The 17,414-nt window shown below is 73.7% G+C and carries 15 protein-coding genes and 1 pseudogene; 7 read left to right on the forward strand and 9 right to left on the reverse strand.

The features are described 5' to 3' along the window. Positions 1 to 187: 187 nt before the first annotated feature. Complete coding sequence (locus tag OG624_RS37610; RefSeq protein ID WP_371594224.1) at positions 188 to 1,684, forward strand: DUF6056 family protein; 1,497 nt, start codon at positions 188 to 190, stop codon at positions 1,682 to 1,684. 18 nt (positions 1,685 to 1,702) lie between these two features. On the opposite strand, the gene OG624_RS37615 is transcribed toward OG624_RS37610, so the two are convergent. Next, positions 1,703 to 2,854: a methyltransferase domain-containing protein gene (locus OG624_RS37615; RefSeq protein ID WP_371640473.1), complete on the reverse strand. Its 1,152-nt coding sequence runs from the start codon at positions 2,852 to 2,854 to the stop codon at positions 1,703 to 1,705. A gap of 422 nt (positions 2,855 to 3,276) precedes the next feature. On the opposite strand from OG624_RS37615, the gene OG624_RS37620 reads away from it, so the two are divergent. The 3 genes from OG624_RS37620 to OG624_RS37630 all read left to right on the forward strand — a co-directional run bounded on the left by OG624_RS37620 (position 3,277) and on the right by OG624_RS37630 (position 4,993). Continuing rightward, a complete protein-coding gene (locus tag OG624_RS37620; RefSeq protein ID WP_371640474.1) occupies positions 3,277 to 3,621 on the forward strand; it encodes a TOBE domain-containing protein in 345 nt (114 codons plus the stop codon). A 107-nt stretch (positions 3,622 to 3,728) separates the two neighbouring features. After that, positions 3,729 to 4,439 carry a hypothetical protein gene (locus tag OG624_RS37625; RefSeq protein WP_371640475.1) on the forward strand — a complete coding sequence of 237 codons (711 nt, stop codon included), beginning with the start codon at positions 3,729 to 3,731 and terminating at the stop codon, positions 4,437 to 4,439. Then, the gene (locus tag OG624_RS37630) at positions 4,403 to 4,993 is read left to right on the forward strand and encodes a molybdopterin-binding protein (protein ID WP_371640476.1); all 591 of its coding nucleotides are present in this window, start codon (positions 4,403 to 4,405) and stop codon (positions 4,991 to 4,993) included. Before OG624_RS37625 ends, OG624_RS37630 begins: the two co-directional genes overlap by 37 nt. Before the next feature lie 68 nt (positions 4,994 to 5,061). Here the strand turns inward: OG624_RS37630 and OG624_RS37635 are convergent, their stop codons facing one another. From OG624_RS37635 to OG624_RS37650, 4 genes are all read right to left on the reverse strand, one after another. Further along, the gene (locus OG624_RS37635; RefSeq protein ID WP_033216246.1) at positions 5,062 to 5,766 is read right to left on the reverse strand and encodes a M24 family metallopeptidase; all 705 of its coding nucleotides are present in this window, start codon (positions 5,764 to 5,766) and stop codon (positions 5,062 to 5,064) included. Between the two features lie 29 nt (positions 5,767 to 5,795). Then, positions 5,796 to 6,464, reverse strand: a complete 669-nt coding sequence (locus tag OG624_RS37640; protein ID WP_371640477.1) for a methyltransferase domain-containing protein — start codon at positions 6,462 to 6,464, stop codon at positions 5,796 to 5,798. 474 nt (positions 6,465 to 6,938) lie between these two features. After that, positions 6,939 to 11,159 carry a molybdopterin-dependent oxidoreductase gene (locus OG624_RS37645; protein ID WP_371640478.1) on the reverse strand — a complete coding sequence of 1,407 codons (4,221 nt, stop codon included), beginning with the start codon at positions 11,157 to 11,159 and terminating at the stop codon, positions 6,939 to 6,941. 174 nt (positions 11,160 to 11,333) lie between these two features. Then, positions 11,334 to 12,329, reverse strand: coding sequence for a GDSL-type esterase/lipase family protein (locus OG624_RS37650; RefSeq protein WP_371640479.1), 996 nt, complete (start codon positions 12,327 to 12,329; stop codon positions 11,334 to 11,336). Positions 12,330 to 12,581: 252 nt separating this feature from the next. On the opposite strand from OG624_RS37650, the pseudogene OG624_RS37655 reads away from it, so the two are divergent. Further along, positions 12,582 to 12,692, forward strand: a pseudogene (locus OG624_RS37655) (IS5/IS1182 family transposase); the annotation flags it as partial. A 126-nt stretch (positions 12,693 to 12,818) separates the two neighbouring features. On the opposite strand, the gene OG624_RS37660 reads toward OG624_RS37655, so the two are convergent. Both OG624_RS37660 and OG624_RS37665 read right to left on the reverse strand, forming a co-directional pair. Further along, the gene (locus OG624_RS37660; protein WP_371589460.1) at positions 12,819 to 13,487 is read right to left on the reverse strand and encodes a hypothetical protein; all 669 of its coding nucleotides are present in this window, start codon (positions 13,485 to 13,487) and stop codon (positions 12,819 to 12,821) included. A gap of 340 nt (positions 13,488 to 13,827) precedes the next feature. Beyond that, positions 13,828 to 14,205, reverse strand: coding sequence for a hypothetical protein (locus OG624_RS37665; RefSeq protein WP_371640480.1), 378 nt, complete (start codon positions 14,203 to 14,205; stop codon positions 13,828 to 13,830). A gap of 149 nt (positions 14,206 to 14,354) precedes the next feature. Here OG624_RS37665 and OG624_RS37670 point away from each other — a divergent pair, with 149 nt between their 5' ends. Then, positions 14,355 to 14,861 carry a hypothetical protein gene (locus OG624_RS37670; RefSeq protein ID WP_161294647.1) on the forward strand — a complete coding sequence of 169 codons (507 nt, stop codon included), beginning with the start codon at positions 14,355 to 14,357 and terminating at the stop codon, positions 14,859 to 14,861. 18 nt (positions 14,862 to 14,879) lie between these two features. Here OG624_RS37670 and OG624_RS37675 read toward each other — a convergent pair whose 3' ends face one another. Beyond that, positions 14,880 to 15,665: a type 1 glutamine amidotransferase domain-containing protein gene (locus OG624_RS37675; RefSeq protein ID WP_033216255.1), complete on the reverse strand. Its 786-nt coding sequence runs from the start codon at positions 15,663 to 15,665 to the stop codon at positions 14,880 to 14,882. Between the two features lie 192 nt (positions 15,666 to 15,857). Here OG624_RS37675 and OG624_RS37680 point away from each other — a divergent pair, with 192 nt between their 5' ends. Then, complete coding sequence (locus OG624_RS37680) at positions 15,858 to 16,874, forward strand: AraC family transcriptional regulator (protein WP_371589464.1); 1,017 nt, start codon at positions 15,858 to 15,860, stop codon at positions 16,872 to 16,874. Between the two features lie 6 nt (positions 16,875 to 16,880). Here the strand turns inward: OG624_RS37680 and OG624_RS37685 are convergent, their stop codons facing one another. Continuing rightward, on the reverse strand, positions 16,881 to 17,312 hold the full coding sequence (locus OG624_RS37685) for a Fur family transcriptional regulator (RefSeq protein ID WP_371640481.1): 432 nt from the start codon (positions 17,310 to 17,312) through the stop codon (positions 16,881 to 16,883). Positions 17,313 to 17,414: the final 102 nt, after the last annotated feature.

The raw sequence follows: 17,414 nt of genomic DNA on the forward strand, positions 1-17,414 counted from the left end.
GGCGAACGCGCCCGTGGCACACGGCCGGCGGGCCCCGGTCCCGATCCCGGCGGCGCTGCTCTCGGATGCCGGTGGGCGGCGGACCGTGCAGATTGGTGGGACCGGAACCGGCCGCCGCCTCAGCCGTCGCACGTCGCACACACGTCGCACGTCGGCCCGGCCGCGCCTCGCTACGAAGGACTGGTGGATGAGCACTGCTGCGACCGAGGGGAATCGCCGGTTCGTCCGCAGGCTCCTGCCGGTCGCGGGCGGTTGCCTCGTGGCGGCGGCCGGCGCCCTGATCGCCATCGGCTGCTTCCTCGGCCTCTACGTACGCCCCACCTCGGACGACTGGTGCGCCGCCTGGAAGTCCCGCGACATGGGCGTCCTCGGCATCACCCACGACTTCTACGCCACCCAGAACGGCCGGATCACCAACGCCTTCCTGAGCGGCATCATCTACGGCGACGGACTCGCCGGGGTGAAGATCCTGCCGACCGTCATCGCCGTCGTCCTCACCGTCGGCCTGGTGCTGCTCGGGATCCAGTTCCTGCGGTGCCTCGGCGTGAAACCTCCGGTACTGCTCCTGCTCGCCGCCGCCCTGGCCGTCCAGGCCCTGATCTACTTCGGCGGCACCCGCAGCTATCAGGTCCTGCTGTGGGCCCCGGCCACGATCTCCCACACCATCCCGAGCGTCATCGGGGTATGGGCGCTCCTCCTGGGCATCTGGACCGTCCGGCAGCCCCGGGCTCCCGTCCGCGCGGGCGGCTTCGCCGCGGCGTTCCTGATCGGGTTCGCGATCGGCACCCTGAGCGAGTCGTTCTCCCTCGTCAGCGGCCTTCTCGCGGCTTGCGTGGGACTGCTGGCCGTTCCCCGCCTGGGGCTGGCACGGACCTGGCATCCGTTCACCTGGTGCCTGCTCTGGTGCTTCGGGGTCGTCTGCGGGCTGGTCGTGCTCACCACGTCCCCCGGCGCCCGATGGCGCCGCGCCCAGCAGCCCGCCAAGGAGTCCATGCTCTCCGCGGGCGAACTCCGAGGCACCTACGAGGACTGGCTGCGGATGTGGGACACCGTCACCGGCCAGTGGGCCTACCTCGGAGCCGCCGCCGTCGGCCTCCTGCTGGGCCTGGGTGCCGGGCTCGCGGCGCGCGTGCCCGCCCCCGGGAAGCGGGAGTCGGGCCGGGCCGTCCCGCGCCCGATGCTGGTCGCCCTCCTGCTGCTGCCGGTGCTCGTGGTGGTGCTGGGGTCGTTCGCGGTGGTGGTGGGGCTGCGGAGCGGCTACGGACCGACCGGATGGACGTACGCCCGGACCTGGACCAACTACCTCGTACCGATGGAACTCGCGCTGTGCGCCTACGGGGTCCTGCTGGGCGTGTGGGCCCGCCGGTTCCTGGCGGGCCGGGGCGTCGCAGTGGCCCTACCGGTGGGCATCGTGGTCGCGGCCGGACTGGCACTGGCCTCGCTGGCGGTCCTCGTCCCGAGCGTCAAGCAGCTCACCACCGCCACGGTCACCCGGGCGGTGGCCTGGGACGCGCAGAACTTCCGCATCCGGACCGAGGCCGCCAGGGGTGCCACCGACCTCGGGTACGAGCCGATCTACATCGGGAGCCTGGCCGAGCCCTTCTTCACGTCCGACTACCGCCGGGACTGGGTCGCGGCCTGTGTCTCCAGCTGGTACGGCATCGAACGGATCCACCGCCTGTGAGCCGGCCGGCGCGCGGGTTCAGCCGCGCGGCACCGCACGGGCCAGGAAGTGACCGGCGCCGTCCTCGTACTCGTCCAGGTGCCAGCCCGTGGTCCGAAGGGTGCGGCGCAGGTTGCCCTCGGCGAGGAGGTCGTCGGGGTCGAGGGGGCGGCCGTGCCGGGCGGCGCGTTCCACGCGACCCGAGGGGTGGAAGAGCAGCAGGACCCCGTCGGCCGCGGTGACGCGAGCCCATTCGCGCAGGGCGGCGGCCGGGTCCGGGAGGTGGTCGAGCAGCCCCGCCGAGAAGATGCCGTCCACGGACGCGCCGGCCAGCGGGAGCCGGGTGCAGTCGGCGGCGAGGAGGTGCCCGTGGCCGGTGCGGCCGTGCCGGGCGGCGGCGGCCAGCATGGCCGGGGTGAGGTCGACGCCGAGCACATGACCGTCCGGCCCGACCTGGGCCCGGAGCGCGGGCATGGCCCGTCCGGTGCCGCAGCCGAGGTCCATCGCCCGCCCGCCGGGTGCCAGCCGCAGCCGGGCGACCGCGGCCTCGTAGGCAGGGGCCTGATACGCGAACCGCTCCTCCCACGCATCGGCCCGCCGGGTGAAGAAGGCCCGGGTGGCGGTGTGTTCGGCGCGGGCCGCGACAAGGGTGGCGAACCGGCCGAGGAGCTGCTCGCCCCAGGGACCCAGGGGAAGCTCCTGCGGCAGGAAGCGGACGCCCCAGGCGCTGGCGCCGATCCGGAACGCCTGCTCCGGGTACCCGTCGCAGGAGGCCAGGACCACGGCGTCGGCGGGCAGTTCCAGGGGGTCGCAGGCCGGTCTGAGGCCGGGCGAGGGTCGAGTGGCCGCGGCGAACAGCGGGTCGGAGCCCGCCGCCCGGGTGAGTTCCACCGGGGGGCGGTCGGGGGTGGCGTCGGGTCGGCCGCCCGGGGCGCCGCCCGCCGCCCGTACCAGTAGGCGCGTACCGGGCTCCAGGGCCAGTACGGGCACCTCCGCGGCGAGGGCTTCCCGGAGGAGGGCCGGATCGGCGGCGCCCAGGACGATCAGGCCCTCCACCCCGGCGAGGCCGGCCGACGGACCGGCGTCGTCCGCGAGCGGGACGGTCCGGGAGGCCAGGCCCGCCGCGGCGAGCACCCTGCTCACGGCGGGGGGAGCCTGCCCGGCCGTGGGCTGCATGACGACGACCGCCATACCTCAGTCCTTACATTCGGGCCGGTGTGGCTATTTCGGGCTGTATCTGCGCCATCATGCCCAGATGAAGACCGCATATGCCAGATTCGCTCCGCTCTGTGAGACGAGGGCCCGAACGCAAAGAGGCCCCTACGTGCCGAACACCGCGATCGGCATGCAGGGGCCTCTTTTGCCGGTGCTCCCAGTGGCGGCGAGAGCCGCTCGACCGTCACGGGGCCGGTGTACGTGTCGGTCGGCCGACGTCGACCCGGCAGGGCGCGACGGAGCGTGGACACGGAAGCGGGTCGCATCGACCTGCCTGAGGCCAGTTAATCACCCACCAGGCGAAGAGGCCATAGCAGCTGGCATATGCGAGGTGATGAGACCCTTTCTCGCGGCGTGTGCTCATCGGGTGGGGTCACAGGGGTACGGGGGTGATCTCGGTGGCCTTGACGCTGGACCACACCGGGGCGGCGCCGTCGGCGATCGCCGGCTCGGCGGCCGCCTGCGACGGACCCGCCGGCGGCCGGCTTGAGCCCGTCCACCGTGGTCGTGAGGTGGCCCTCGCGACCGGCCCGGTCGAGGGCATCTCCATCCGCAACCAGCTCGCGGGCACCGTCACGGACGTCGCGACCGGTGGCGCCATGGGCTCGGTCAAGGTCTCCGTGGAAGGCGGCGAGCTGACCGCCGCGATCACCAAGGACGCCGTCGAGGCCCTCGGCCTGGCCTCCGGTACCTCCGTCGTCGCCCTGATCAAGTCGACCGAGATCTCCCTCGCCGCCGCCTGATCACCCCGGAGGTTCACAGCCGCGGGACGCGCGAGGTGAGTGGATCGGAGCGCGACCGCAATCCTCCCGCCAGGACCCGGTAACGCCGCGGGCCGACAGTCGTGTTCATGCCTCCGACGACCGCACCCGCACCGGCGACCGCGACCGCACCTGCGCCCGGCCTCGCGCCCCACGCCGCCTCCGCCCTCGCCACCGCGCCCCGGGGCCCGGCGCGGCATCCGGTGGTGTCCTGGGCGCGGGCCCGGGTCCTGGCCCACGGCGCACCGTGCCCGTTGCCCGCGCGTGCGGTGCCCCTGCGCGATGCGGGCGGCCTCACCCTGGCCGACGACCTGCCCACCCTGCGGCCGCTCCCGGGCTTCGACACGGCCGCGATGGACGGTTACGCCGTCTCCGGCACCGGCCCCTGGCGGATACGGGCCGTCGTCCGCGCCGGCGCGCCCTGGGCGGGCGTACTCGGCGCGGCGGAGTGCGTGGAGATCTCCACCGGGGCCGCGGTGCCGGCCGGGGCCCACGCCGTCCTGCCGCTGGAGTCGGCGGTCACCATGGACGACGGCCGGGTGTCCGGTCCCGTGCCGCCGCCGGGCCGGCACATCCGGCGCACCGGCGAGGACGCCCCCGCGGGCCGCCGGCTCGCCCCGGCGGGCACCAGGATCGGTCCCGCGCTGCTCGGCCTCGCCGCCTCTGCGGCCACGACACCCTACGGGTGCGGCCGCGCCCCCGGGTGGGCGTACTGGTCACCGGGGACGAGTTGGACCACGCGGGAGTTCCGGGCCCCGGCCGGGTGCGTGATGCCCTCGGGCCGCTGCTCCCGGCCCTGATCGCCGAACTGGGCGGTGTGACCGCGGAGCTGGGGTGCGTACCCGACCGGTCCGGACGGCTGTCCGCGGCCGTGCGGGCGGTGCGGGACGCCGACGTCGTCGTGGTCACCGGCTCCACCTCGGTAGGGGCCACCGACCAGCTGCGCCGGCTGCTCGCCGACGCCGGAGCCCGGATGGTCGTCGACACCGTCGCCTGTCGGCCCGGACATCCGATGCTGCTCGCCGAACAGGCCCCGGACCGTTGGGTGGTGGGGCTGCCCGGCAACCCGTACGCCGCGCTGGTCGCCGCCCGCACCCTGCTCGGCCCGCTGATCGCCGGCCTGTCCGGACGCGCCCTCGATCCCCTGCCGCACGTTCCGGTGCACGGGCGGGCGCGGCCCGCACCCGGATCGACCCGGCTGGTCCCCGTCACCTGGGACGGTGCGCGGGCCCGGATCGCCGACGGGCACCGCGCCGCCTTCCTCCAAGGGGCCGCCGTGGGTGACGCGCTCGCCGCGATCCCCTCGGACTGGGCCGACGGCAGCGCGGCGCCCCTGCTCCTGACGGCCGGCTGACGACCCGGCCGAGCACGTGCCCGGCGGCCGACCGCGGGCGGACCACCGGTCGAGCGGTCGGCGGCCCGTCAGACGAGGTCCAGCAGCCGTTTGTACGAGCCGCCGAAGCCGCGCCTCCCGTCGACCAGATGGATCTCCAGGATCCAATGGGCCTGCCACCCTCCCTGGAGGGTCCGCCGCAGCTGCCGGTCGTTCTCCGCGCAGATGTACGCGTCCGGACGCACGTCCCGGACGCCCGCCGAGGGGTCCGCCCCGACCAGGTGACCGCAGTGCCATCCGGCCACCGTCCAGCCCGACGTGGCCGCGAGCGCCTGAAGCTCGGCGTGCAACCCCCGGCCCGTGATGCGGGAGTCGGCGAGCAGGGCCTCGCGACAGGCGGTGAACATCCTCGGCAGGTCCAGGGCGAGCCGGTGCTTGTCCGGGTCCTGGCCGAAGACGAGGGTCGAGGCGAAACCGGCCTCGGACACCGCGAGCACCGAACCGAGTTCGGCGACGACGACGTCGTCCTCGCCGATGACCCGGTCCGAGGTCTCCGGGCCGTAAGGGAGCAGCGTGTGCGGGCCCGAGCGCACGAGCGGCCCGGGCAGCCGCGCCGCCGTGCCGAACAGCTCTCTCGCCAGGTCCCCGATCCGGTCGCTCGCCGCGCGTTCACTGCGGCCCGGCACCACCAGGCCGCGGGCCGCGGTGGTGGCGAAGAGGGCCTCGGCCATGCGCTGAGCCTCCACCAGCCCCAGGGCGCGCAGTCGTTCGTCCATCCGGTCGGGTACTGACATCACGTTCTTTCCTCTTCTTCCGCTTCTTCCTACGGGGTCGCACGCACGATCACGAGCGATCCCTCGTAGGTCGGCCGACTGCGCAGGTGGCCGAATTCCTCGTCCCAGGCCCCGGACTCCAGGTCCGAGCGAAGGGTGGTGTCGAAGTGCTCGCGGACCCGGTCGTCCACGAAGCTCCAGGCCGAACTCGCCTGGCGGGCGGCCGGGTCGAGCAGGGTCTCCGGGCGGCCGTAGTAGGCCTCGTCGAACCCGCCCGTGCAGTCCAGGGGGATCGGCACGGTCCGGACCGTGCCGCAGCCTCCGAGGGCGGAGGCCAGTTCCTCGACGGTCGGGTGGCGCAGGGCCTCGATGTCGAGGACCTCGGGCGCGTACCGGTACAGCCAGAAGTCCCGTACCACGGCCGGGTCGCAGGTCAGGATGACCACCGGCCCCCGTGTCACGCGCCGCATCTCGCGCAGCCCCGCCGGTACGTCGGACCACCGGTGGACGCCGAACAGGGTCATCGACGCGTCGAACTCGCCGTCACCGAAGGGCAGATCGGCAGCGACGGCGCCGACGTCGAGGACGGTCCGGGCGTCGCCGAGGGCCTCGGCGACGCACCGGGCGATGCGCTCGTCCGGGCGGCGGTGGGGAGAGTGGCCGGCGTAGAGGGAGCCGATCGCTCCGCCGCCGTACGGGGTCCGTGTGGGTGTGGTCATCCGGTGTTGCCTCGCCTTGTGAGCAGGAACGGGGGAGGGGCCCGCACGCCGGTGGTTGTGCCGGTCGGGTGCGGGTGTTCGTGGAGGTCCTACGACCGGAGCCGGAAGCGTTCCCAGCCGTCACCGGCCCGCTCGTGGCGCAGCCGGGTGTGCACGCGGCCGCGCGCGCCTGCCAGAACTCGACCTGGCTCCGGCGGGCCGGTAGCGATTCGGCGCGCGCCCGAACTCCCCGATGCCCCGCAGCCGGCCGCGGACGGCGCTGCCGCGATCTCCCTCGCCCATCAGATGGCCTCCTCGGCTTGCAAGCTCCCGAAGTCACCCTGCATCTGCGGCCGATATTCGACAATAATCTGGCAAATGCTTGTCGGAAGCCCCAAAGTGCACTGCTTCTGAGCAGGCGGTATTGGAGGTGCCGACAAAGGCGACGAGGGAGAGAAGTCCTCGTGAGGGGGCTCGACCCGGCCTGAGGTGCGCTCAGTACACGTCGCGACCGTACCGCCTGGCGGCGGACAGCTGCTTCACGTACGCGGCGGCCTCGTCCGCGTCGAGACCGCCGTGCGTCATGGCGACGTCGCGCAGCGCCCGGTCCACGTCCTTGGCCATCCGGCTCGCGTCTCCGCACACGTAGAAGTGGGCGCCGTCCTGCAGCCACGACCACAGCTGGGCACCGTGCTCGCGCATCCGGTCCTGGACGTAGACCTTGGTCCGCTGGTCGCGGGAGAACGCCAGGTCGAGTCGGTCGAGCGTGCCGTGCCGGTGGAGTTCCGCCAGCTCCTCACGGTAGGAGAAGTCGGTGGCGCTGCGCTGCTCCCCGAAGAACAGCCAGTTCCGGCCCGGGTGCCCGAGCGCCCGGCGGTGTTCGAGGAAAGCCATGAACGGTGCCACGCCCGTCCCCGGCCCGACCATGATCGCCGGGGTGTCCGGGTCCGCGGGCGGGCGGAAGTGCGCCGAGCTCTGCACGAACAGCGGTACGGGCGTGCCCGGTTCGGCGTCCGCGAGGAAGGTGGAGGCGACGCCCTTGCGGTGGTGGCCGCCCGGCCCCTCGTAGCGCAGGACCGAGACGGTCAGGCTGACCTCGCGCGGGTCGACGAGCGGGCTGGAGGAGATCGAGTAGAGGCGCGGCCCGAGGCGCCGCAGCCGCTCGGCCCACTCCTGGGCGCCGATCCGGACCGGGAACTCGGCCAGGACGTCCACGGGTTGACGCCCCCAGGTCCACCGGGCCAGGCCGTCCTTGTTGTCGGGCCGGGTCAGCCGCTTGAGCGTACGGTCGCCGGTGTGCTCGGTGATGAAGCGCAGCAGGTCGGGCGTGAGCCGGGTGATGTCCAGGTGTCGGTGGAGCGCCTCGGCGAACGGCATGGGGTCGCGGCCGGGTACGGCCACCTCCGCGTCCGGGGAGAGGCCGGTGACGGCCAGCCATTGCGCCACGAGGTCGGGGCAGTTCACCGGCTGCACCCCGAGCGCGTCGCCGGCCTCGTACGCCGGACCGTCCTCGCCCAGGTCGAAGGTGAACCGGCGGACCTCCTTGGTGGCCCCGGGCAGGCTGAGCAGCCGGTTGCCGGAGAGTCGGGCGGTGTAGGGGGAGTTGCGGTCCGCCGCGGGCCGGGCCCGTTCGGCGCGCACCGGGGCCGGGGCCGGGGCGGCCGCGAGCGCCTCGCGTACCTGCTCCAGCCACCGCCGCGCGGGCTCCTCGTAGTCGGGCTCGCAGTCCGCACGGGGCAGCAGACGCCGGCCGCCGAGCTCTTCGAGGCGCTGGTCGAGCCGCCGACCGTGGCCGCAGAAGGCGTCGTAGGTGGAGTCGCCGAGGGCGAGCACCGCGTACCGGACGTCCTGGAGTCGGGGCGCGTCGGCCGCGCTGAGGGATTCCCAGAAGGCGGTTCCGTTGTCCGGTGCGTCGCCGTCGCCGAAGGTGCTGGTGACGACCAGCAGATCGGTGCCGGGTGTCAGGGCGGCGGCGGTGCGGTCCGCCATGCTGTGCACGCTCACCGGCGCGCCGCTCCCGGCCAGGGCCGCTCCTACGGTGGCCGCGAGCTCCTCGGCGTTGCCCGTCTGCGAGGCCCACAGGATCACGGTCTGCCGGGTCGGCCGGTCCGGGGCGGCGGGAGCGGCGACCGGCGCGGCCGGGGGAGCGGCTGTCAGGGCGGCGGCCGTACGTGAGTACGTACCGGCGAGGACACCGTCGACCCAGAGCGCGTGCCCGGCCTCGAAGGGGGCGCCGGCGGGAAGCGAGGGGACGCCCGTGCCCGGTGGGGAGGTGGCGAGCCCGGCCAGGAATCCGGCGAGGTACCGGCGCTCCCGGTCGGAGAGGGCCGGCGGGGTGTGGTCGTCCACTCCGAACAGGGAGGCGAGGGCGGCCGTCGCGGGGGCCGGTGCCGGACGGGTCAGCGTGGTGGTGGTCATGGCGGTGGCGGTACCGGCGCCCGGTGAGGACGGGCCGGTGGTCGCGTCGCCGGCGCCGTCGGCGCTCCCCGTGGCGGCCCCGGACACCGCGGGGAACGGGGCCCGGGTCTTGGTCAAGGTCACCGCGCACATCTTGAATCCGGGCTGGAAGGAGATCGGGTCGACGGCGTCGTCGGTGACGGCGTTGACGCTGAGGTACTCGCCGAACAGGTCGTTCCAGTGGAAGGGGGCGAAGCAGTTCCCGGGCCGGACCCGGTCGGTGACGACGGCCGGCAGCACGGCCCGCCCCCGCCGGGAGGCCACCTCCACCCCGTCCCCCTCCGCGATGCCGAGCGCGGCCGCGTCCTGCGGGTGGATCTCCACGAACGGCCCGGGGTTGAGCTTGTTGAGTTTCCCGACCTTTCCGGTCTTGGTCAGGGTGTGCCACTGGTGCTGCAGACGGCCGGTGTTGAGCACGAACGGATAGTCGTCGTCGGGCAGTTCACCGTCCGGCAGGTGCGGGCGGGCGAAGAAGACGGCGCGTCCCGTCGCCGTCGGGAAGACGAGTCGGGGGCGATCGCCGTCCGGGCGCTCGACCAGGGTCTGGCTGACCCCGTCGTTGAGGTAGCGGACCGGGTTGCGGTCCGGCCCGCCCGGGGCGGCCGGCCACTGCACCGGGCCCGAGCGCAGCCGCTCGTACGTGACCCCCCGCAGGTCCCAGCCGGTCTTCGGGTTCCAGGCCTGCCGGAGTTCCTCGAAGACCTCCTCGGCGCACGTGTACGTGAACGCCTCGGCGAACCCCATCGCGCAGGCGACCCGGGCGATCAGCTGCCAGTCGGGCAGGGCCTCACCGGGCGGGTCGGCGGCCCCCCGCACCAGGGTGAGGTTCCGCTCCGAGTTGATCATCACGCCGTCCGCCTCGGCCCACAGCGTCGCGGGGAGCGCGATGTCGGCGTAGGCATTGGTCTCGGTCTCCGCGAACACGTCCTGCGTGATGACGAGTTCGGCGGTCTCCAGGGCTTTGATCACGGTGCTGCGGTTGGCGACCGAGGCGACCGGGTTGGTGCAGATGGTCCAGCACGCCTTGATCTCACCGGCGGCCATCTTCTCGAACATCTCGACGGTGCCGCGACCGACGTCGGTGCGCAGGCTGCCCGCCGGCACGCCCCACAGCTCCTCGACGAAGCGGCGGTCCTCCTCCACCAGGACCGAACGCTGGCCGGGCAGCCCCGGCCCCATGTACCCCATCTCCCGGCCGCCCATCGCGTTGGGCTGCCCGGTGAGGGAGAAGGGGCCGCTGCCCGGTCGGCAGATGGCGCCGGTGGCGAGGTGCAGGTTGACCAGGGCATTCGTGTTCCAGGTGCCGTGGGTGGACTGGTTGAGGCCCATGGTCCAGCAGCTCGTCCACTCGCCCGCCTCGCCGATCCAGCGGGCGGCCAGCCGGATGTCGTCCTCCGGGATGCCGGTGATGCGGGCCACCCGGTCGGGCGCGTAGTCCTCCAGGAAGGCGGGCATGTCCTGCCAGCCCTCGGTGTGCTCCGCGATGAAGGCGGGGTCGGTCCAGCCGCCCTCGACCAGGAGGTGCAGCAGGCCGTTGAGGAGGGCCAGGTCGGTGCCCGGCCGGATCTGCAGGAACAGATCGGCCTTGTCGGCGGTGGCGTTGCGTCGGGGATCGACCACGATGAGTTTGGCGCCGGAGGCCTTGACCCGGTCCATCATCCGCAGGAAGAGGATGGGGTGGCAGTCGGCCATGTTGGCGCCGATGACGAAGAAGGTGTCGGCCCGCTCGAAGTCCTCGTACGAGCCGGGCGGCCCGTCGGCACCGAGCGAGAGCTTGTAGCCGGTGCCGGCGCTCGCCATGCACAGCCGGGAATTGGATTCGATCCGGTTCGTCCGCAGGAAGCCCTTGGCCAGCTTGTTCGCCAGGTACTGGGCCTCCAGGGACATCTGGCCGGAGACGTAGAGCGCCAGCGCGTCGGGGCCGTGCGCGTCGAGGATCTCCCTCAGGCGCACGGCCGCCTCGGTGACGGCCGCATCCACCGGGGCGGGCATGGGCCCGGCGCCCCGCTCGGCGCGGACCAGCGCGGTGGTCAGTCGGCCGGGCGCGGCCAGCATGTCGGCGTGTGTGGCGCCCTTGGTGCACAGGCGCCCGGCGTTCGCCGGGTGCCGCTTGTCACCGGCGACCTTGGCCACCGTACGGCGACCGTCGCCGCCCGTGGTGATGTCCAGGACGATCCCGCAGCCGACACCGCAGTACGAGCAGACCGTACGCACCCGCTGTCCGGTCGCGGCCTTCGCCTCCGCCCCCGTCTCCGCCACAGCAGACCTCCTCGCGCCTTCGGCCTCCCCGTACCGCCGCGGGCCGCCGCGGCCGTGTGCGGGTCGGTCCCGTCGCGGTCCAACGTAGGAAGTCCCTGTTGCGCGCAGGTGACGGGCGGTGCCCCCCGGGGGTTACAAGCGGCTTCGTCAAGATCACCACGGGCGGTGAGGTGGTCAGCGGCCGAGCGCGTCGAGGTGCTCGTAGAGCGCCCGGTGCCCTTCGGCGCTGGGGTGCAGGCCGTCGACGAGCAGTTCGGTCCGCTCCCGTAGCGGCTCCCACAGATCGAGGAAGTCGATGTGGTTCGCCTCGCACCAGGCCCGGAAGAAGGCGCGCAGGGCCAGTGCGCGGGCCCGGGTGAAGCGCAGGCCCGAGTAGTCGCGGGTGCGGTCCTCGTCGAGCCAGGACGGCCCGGCGACGACGAGCCGGGCGTTGTGGCCGAGAGCGGTCGCGGCCAGCGTGTCGAGACTGCCGGCGACCCGCGCGAAATCGGCGGTCTCCTCGGAGTCGGAGTCGGAGGCAGAGCGTGAGCCGGCGGGGAGGTCCGCGTCGGCCTGCGCCGTCGTACCGGCGGCCGGCACGGCCGAGTCGTTGATGCCGGCGGCGACCAGGAGGGTGTCGGGCCGGCGGGCCGCCAGCAGGGCCGGCGTCTGCTCGCCGACGTCGGCGAGGGTGCTCCCGGGGACCGCCAGGTTGAAGAGCCGGCGCTCGGCCTCGTTCCCGGCGATATGGGCGGCCGCCAGGTGGCCCGCCCAGCCGCCCCGCGGGTCGCAGCGTCCGTAGGCGATGCTGTCGCCCACGACGACGATGCGCTCGGCCGGGCGCAGCGGCTTGGCGTCCAGGTAGGCCCAGGTGGTCGCCCCGGAGGACAGGACCACCCGCCGGCGGGTGTAGTCGTCGACCTCGTAGGCGTCGGCCGCCGCGAGTTCCTGGTCGGTGAGGTGCAGGACGGTGCCCTCGACCGAGGCGCCGAGCCTGCGCTCCAGGATCAGGTGCACGTCGAGCCCGCTGGCGGTGATCACGGCCGGATCGGTGATCTTCAGGGGCCGCGTGGTGTACCCGGCCAGCGCTGCCGGGGAGGTGGGGACGGCTCCACCGAAGAGAGCGGTCTGGACCCGCTCGTCCCTCAGCGTGCCGAAGGAGAACAGGGTGTGCGTGCGTGATTCGGTCACAGTGAGCCGCAGGGCCTTTCTTCACGGAGGGTCAGGTTTCACCCTAACGGCCGACCGTCGGCGGACGAGGGCCGTGGCCGACGGTCAGCGGCTCGCCGTCGTGGTGGGCGGCCGGCAGCGTCCGGTCCGAAGTGAAGTCGCCGAGGCGGAGGTTGGCGCTTGTGGGCTGCCGGGGGTCACCGCGTTGCGGCGGTCCACCGTCCGGTTCCGGACGAAACCGGCTCCCGGGGCGAGCCCGACCCTCCATGGCAGCGGGCCGTCATCCCGCTGATCCGCGGCATTCCGCCCGTCCGTTCCCGTCACGGCCCGCGACGTCCGCGCCCCGGCGAACTGCCGGGCGACAAGGGCTACGACCACCGCCATCGCAGCGGCCCTCATCTGTCACCGCGGACTCACCAGGTGAGATGGCGGCTCGGCGTCCTGGTGGGCCCGCCGCTCCCCCCGTCACACCACCCTCACGTGAAGGCGGGTCGCCGCCGGTCGGTGCGCTCAGGCGCGAATGATCTTGGGGAAGGCCTTGGTGGTGTCGACGTAGTACTTGCGGACCAGCGGGCCGAAGCCGCCCTCCGCGCTGCCGAGCATCATCGACGTGATGACCTCCAGGCTCTTCTCGGCCGTGAAGTCCTGCGGCTTCGTCTCCGTCTCGCCGGTGACCAACGCCTTCCACGCCGCCCGAGAATCTGTCGTGGCGCTGATGTCCGGGTCGAAGCCCAGGTAGTAGCCGCGTCCGTCGGACTCCTTGCCCACGGCCAGGAAGACGATCACATGGAATCCGATGTTGCGCTCGTTGTTGAACTTGCTCTGGGCCCCGCCCACGTGTCCGGTCGAACCGTTGACGTACACGGCACGATCGGCCTTCACGGCCGTGTCGACGGCGGTCCACCTGGCCGGGACGCCGAGCGCCACCGAGAGGTCGCTGGGCTCGTACAGCCCACCTGTCCCAGGGCTCAGCAGACCGCCGACCCTCTTGGCGCGTACCTGGCAGTCGCTGTCCAGCATCTTCGCGAACGTGGAATCGCCCGGCATCTGCAACCAGCACTTGAGGCGCTCCAGGGCGGTGCCCGTCGTCGCGTCCACTGCCGTCGAGATCCGCGCTTTGATGTCCTTGACCGTCGGTGTGGTCTTGTCACCGGCTTGGACATACGCCTGCTCGATCACGAAACATCCCCCCGCGTCCGACTCCCCTTCGCTCCACTATGGCGCACGGAGCGTGCCCGCGGTAGAGCGGAGAGTGAAGATCCCGGCCGGGCAACACGCCGCTGTGTCGGTGCTGTCGGGGGATCCGACCCTCGCGGAATGCGTACTCCGCCCACGCCCTCACCTGTGTGACCGCGGCGGCCGGAGGCGCGACCTGGTGCATCCCACGACAACGCCGCCCGCGGGCCCGGGCGTTTCCGTGGCCCCGTCCAGGCGCCCCGGACGCGCGGCCGCTGCTTCACTGGATGCCGACGCCCGGGGTCGGGCCCTGATCTACGCGGCCCCGGGCCTCACACCCCCGTCATCGGTCGGCGAGCAGCGACAGGTGGGCGCGCGCCGCCGCCCGCAGCAGGTCGTCCTCCGGCGGGCCGTGCCGCGCGTCGCAGGGGATGATCCGGCGCTCGGAGTCCGTCCACGTCCGCAGGTGGGGGCGGATCTCGTCCGGGGTGACACCCAGTTCGGCGAGCGTGGCCAGGGCCGACGGCGGCGGGGGCGCGTCGTGCGCCGCGCGTTCGCCCCCCGGACGCACCAGGTCGGTCAGGACGGGCACGCACCGGGCGTACGGGTCGCCGGTGATCCGGCGGTGGGCCTGCGCGGCCCACAGCCGGGTCGCGGGCGCCGGCTGCATCAGCGCCGCCTCGACGAGGGGGAGCAGCGGCCGCCACCGCGTCCCATGCACCCATCCGAGGATGCTCGCAGACCGGGCCGGGGGATCCCATCGAATTACGCCCGCGCCCGGCCCGCCCGGCACTCGGTGTGTCGGCGGCCGTCCGTTCGCGGCGGGCGGTATGGATGGGTTGTACCAGGGGCGAGAGCGAGGAGCGGCGCGTGGCAGCCATGGTCGGACTGTTCTGGGTCACCTCGGACGCGGTGTACGTGGGCTCCCCGCCGAACACCCTCGGCATCGGCGTGCGCCTGACCGGCGAGGGCGTGGAAGCCACCGACCCGGACAGCCCCCGGACGTGGACGTGGTCGGAGCTGCGGTCCGCGGTGGTCGAGGACGCGCCCAAGCACAACCCGGTGGGCCGCGCGGCGAAGATCCTCGGGTCCATGGTCTCGGCCGCGATCGGAGCGGAGAACCTGGGCGAGGGGCCGCCCGAGATGAGGCTACGGCTGGAGACGGCGGACGGCACCGAGGAGGTGATCGTCCACGCGGCCGCGGCCGGAGGCTACACCGCCGAGGAGTCACGGCTCTCCCAGGCCCTGCTCGACGGATTCGTGGGAGGAAGCAGGAACCCGCAGACCCTTGAGGAGTGGGGCCGGGAACACGCCGCGGAGGGCACCCCCGAGCCCCGCGCGCGGGAAGCCCTGCTGCACACCTGGGCGCAGCCCTAGGCCGTGTCCGCAGGCGGATCAGGCGCCGCTCTCCGTGGTGGATCCGGCGGGGCTGCCCCGGTGCGAGCGGACCAGCGCGAGGTAGTCCGCCGCGAGGCGGTGGCAGTCGCCCGGCCAGCGGGCCGAGACGTAGTTGCCGTCCCGCACCGTGAAACCGCGGCCGGGACGCGCCGCCGTGTCCCGGACCGGCAGCGACGGGCCGGCCAGGAACTGGGCCGGGTCCGCGAGGGCGGCCGTGACCTCGGCCTGGACCGTCGCCGGGTAGGTCCGGTAGTAGCCGCCCAGCCACAGCCGGGTCAGGTTCCAGGCGGTCAGCTCCAGCAGCGAGGTCAGGGCCGTGGTCCTGCGCCCGTGGAGCACCGACCGGCCGGTCGTGGGGTCCTTCGCCCGGGCGGCCAGCAACACACCGTGGCACACCGCGCCCACCGGCAGCCCCAGCAGGAAGACCCGCGCGAACAACCGCTGCGCGGCCGTGTCCTCCAGGAGCGTCCGCATCCCCTGGGCGTGCCCGCCGGGGACGAACAGCCCCGTCAGCTGCGCCGGATCGACCTCGGTGTAGGACAGCGGGGCGCGGAACGAGGGGTCCTCGGTCAGCTCCCGGTACGCGGCCAACTCGGCACGGCGCGTCATCAGCCACGGGGACAGCCAGGAGAAGCCGACGTCGGTCAGTCGGCGGTCGGCCAACGCGACCCGCCCGTCCGGGGTCGCGAACCGTACGTCGTACCCGGCGTCCCGCAACGCGGCCCAGGGCACGGCCGCTTCGGTCGGATCGTAGCCGGACGAGGGCAGCAGGAAGACGATCAAAAGGTGCTCCTTCGGGTGCGCACGCGGCGAACGGACCGCGGGCCGGCGTGTCGGCCGACCGCCTGCCGCAACGGGCAGCCCGACCCTAGGGGCGTCGCCCGGCCCGGTCATTGACCCTGGCGGCCACCTCGTTGACTCCCCGGCCCCGCCTCCGGTTGACGCCGGGCCGCGCCCCGGCATTGACTGACCGCCATGCCCCGCTCCGAGCCGGCCGGCTTCGAGCCGTCCACCGTCGCCGCGTCCTACGCGCGCGCCGTCCTGAACGCCACGGGGGACGGCGCCGACGGCACGGCCGGGGCCGGCGTCTGGGCCCCGCCCGGGGACCGGCTGCCCTTCACGCAGGTGCGTGCCCTCTGGGACGTGGTGATCGGGGCCGGGGGCGGCGATCCGCACGCGGGGCTCCGCGTCGGGGACGGGATCAAGCCGGGCAGTCTCCACGTCCTCGGCCACGTGGTGCTGACCTGCGCGACGCTCGCGGAGGCCGCCGAGGCGGCGGTCCGTTACCACCCGCTGGTCAGTCAGGCCGGCACGGTCTCCCTGGAACGCGGCGGCGAGGGTACCCGGATCCGGTACCGGCCGACCGTAGACCCGGCCACCATGCGTCCCCAGCAGGTGGAGGCCGTCGTCACCGGCATGGTGCGGGCCGCCCGCTGGATCGCCGGGGACGACTGGGCGCCGCTGTCGGTGTCCTTCACGCACGCCCGTACCGGCTCCGCCGAGCCGTACGCCCGGATCCTCGGCTGCCCCGTGACCTTCGGCGCCGCCGAGAACGCGCTCACCGTCGCCAACCGCGACCTCGACCTGCCGCGAGCCCCGTACGACCCGGAACTCGGCGCCCTGCACCGCGCCTACGCCGACCGGCTGCTGCGCGAGCTGTCGACCTCCGTGACGCTCGCGGACCGGGTCCGGCAGTGGCTGGACCACGCGCCGCTCGACGGTACCCGGCCCGCCGACGCCGGCCGGGGTGTCCATCTCAGCCCCCGCACCCTGCGCCGGGCCCTCCAGGAGGAGGGCACCTCGTGGCGGGCCCTCCTCGACGCGGCCCGGCACCGCCGGGCGCGCCGGCTGCTGGAGACCACGGATCTGCCGCTCGACCGGATCGCCCCGCTCGTCGGCCTGAGCGGGGCGACGGCGCTGGTCCGCGCGTTCACCCGGTGGGAGGGCGTCACGCCCGGCGCGTACCGGGCCCGGAGCGCGGGCCCTCGATGAGCACGGTCACGATCGTGTGCCTCCCGCCCCGGCGGCGCAGGCGGGGCACAGCCCGCGGTAGGTGACCTCGATCGCGGACACGGTGAAGCCGAACCGCTCCTCGGGCGGCAGGTCGGCCGGCAGCCCGGTCGCGTGGACGTCGCGGATGGTGCCGCAGCCCGTGCACACCAAGTGCTGGTGCGGATGGCGCACGTTGGGGTCGAAGCGCTTGACCCGGCCCTGTACGGAGACCTCCGCCACCTCGCCGATCGCGACCAGCTCGCCCAGGGTGTTGTAGACCGTCGCCCGGGCGATCTCGGGCAGCAGCAGCGCCGCGCGGGCGTGCACCTCGTCGGCCGTCAGGTGCACGTGATCGCCGTCGAGCACCTCCGCCACGACGCGCCGCTGGGACGTCATCCGCCAGCCGCGCCCCCGAAGCCGCTCCAGCAGGTCGCTCATATCGGTTCACCTTTTCGGTTCGGCGGGACAACAGAACGTTAGCGATATCGAACCGGGCCCGGCAGGAAGCCGATCCGCCGGGCCGGGACCTCGATTGGAATT

This window comes from Streptomyces virginiae (assembly GCF_041432505.1).
Lineage (GTDB): Bacteria > Actinomycetota > Actinomycetes > Streptomycetales > Streptomycetaceae > Streptomyces > Streptomyces virginiae_A.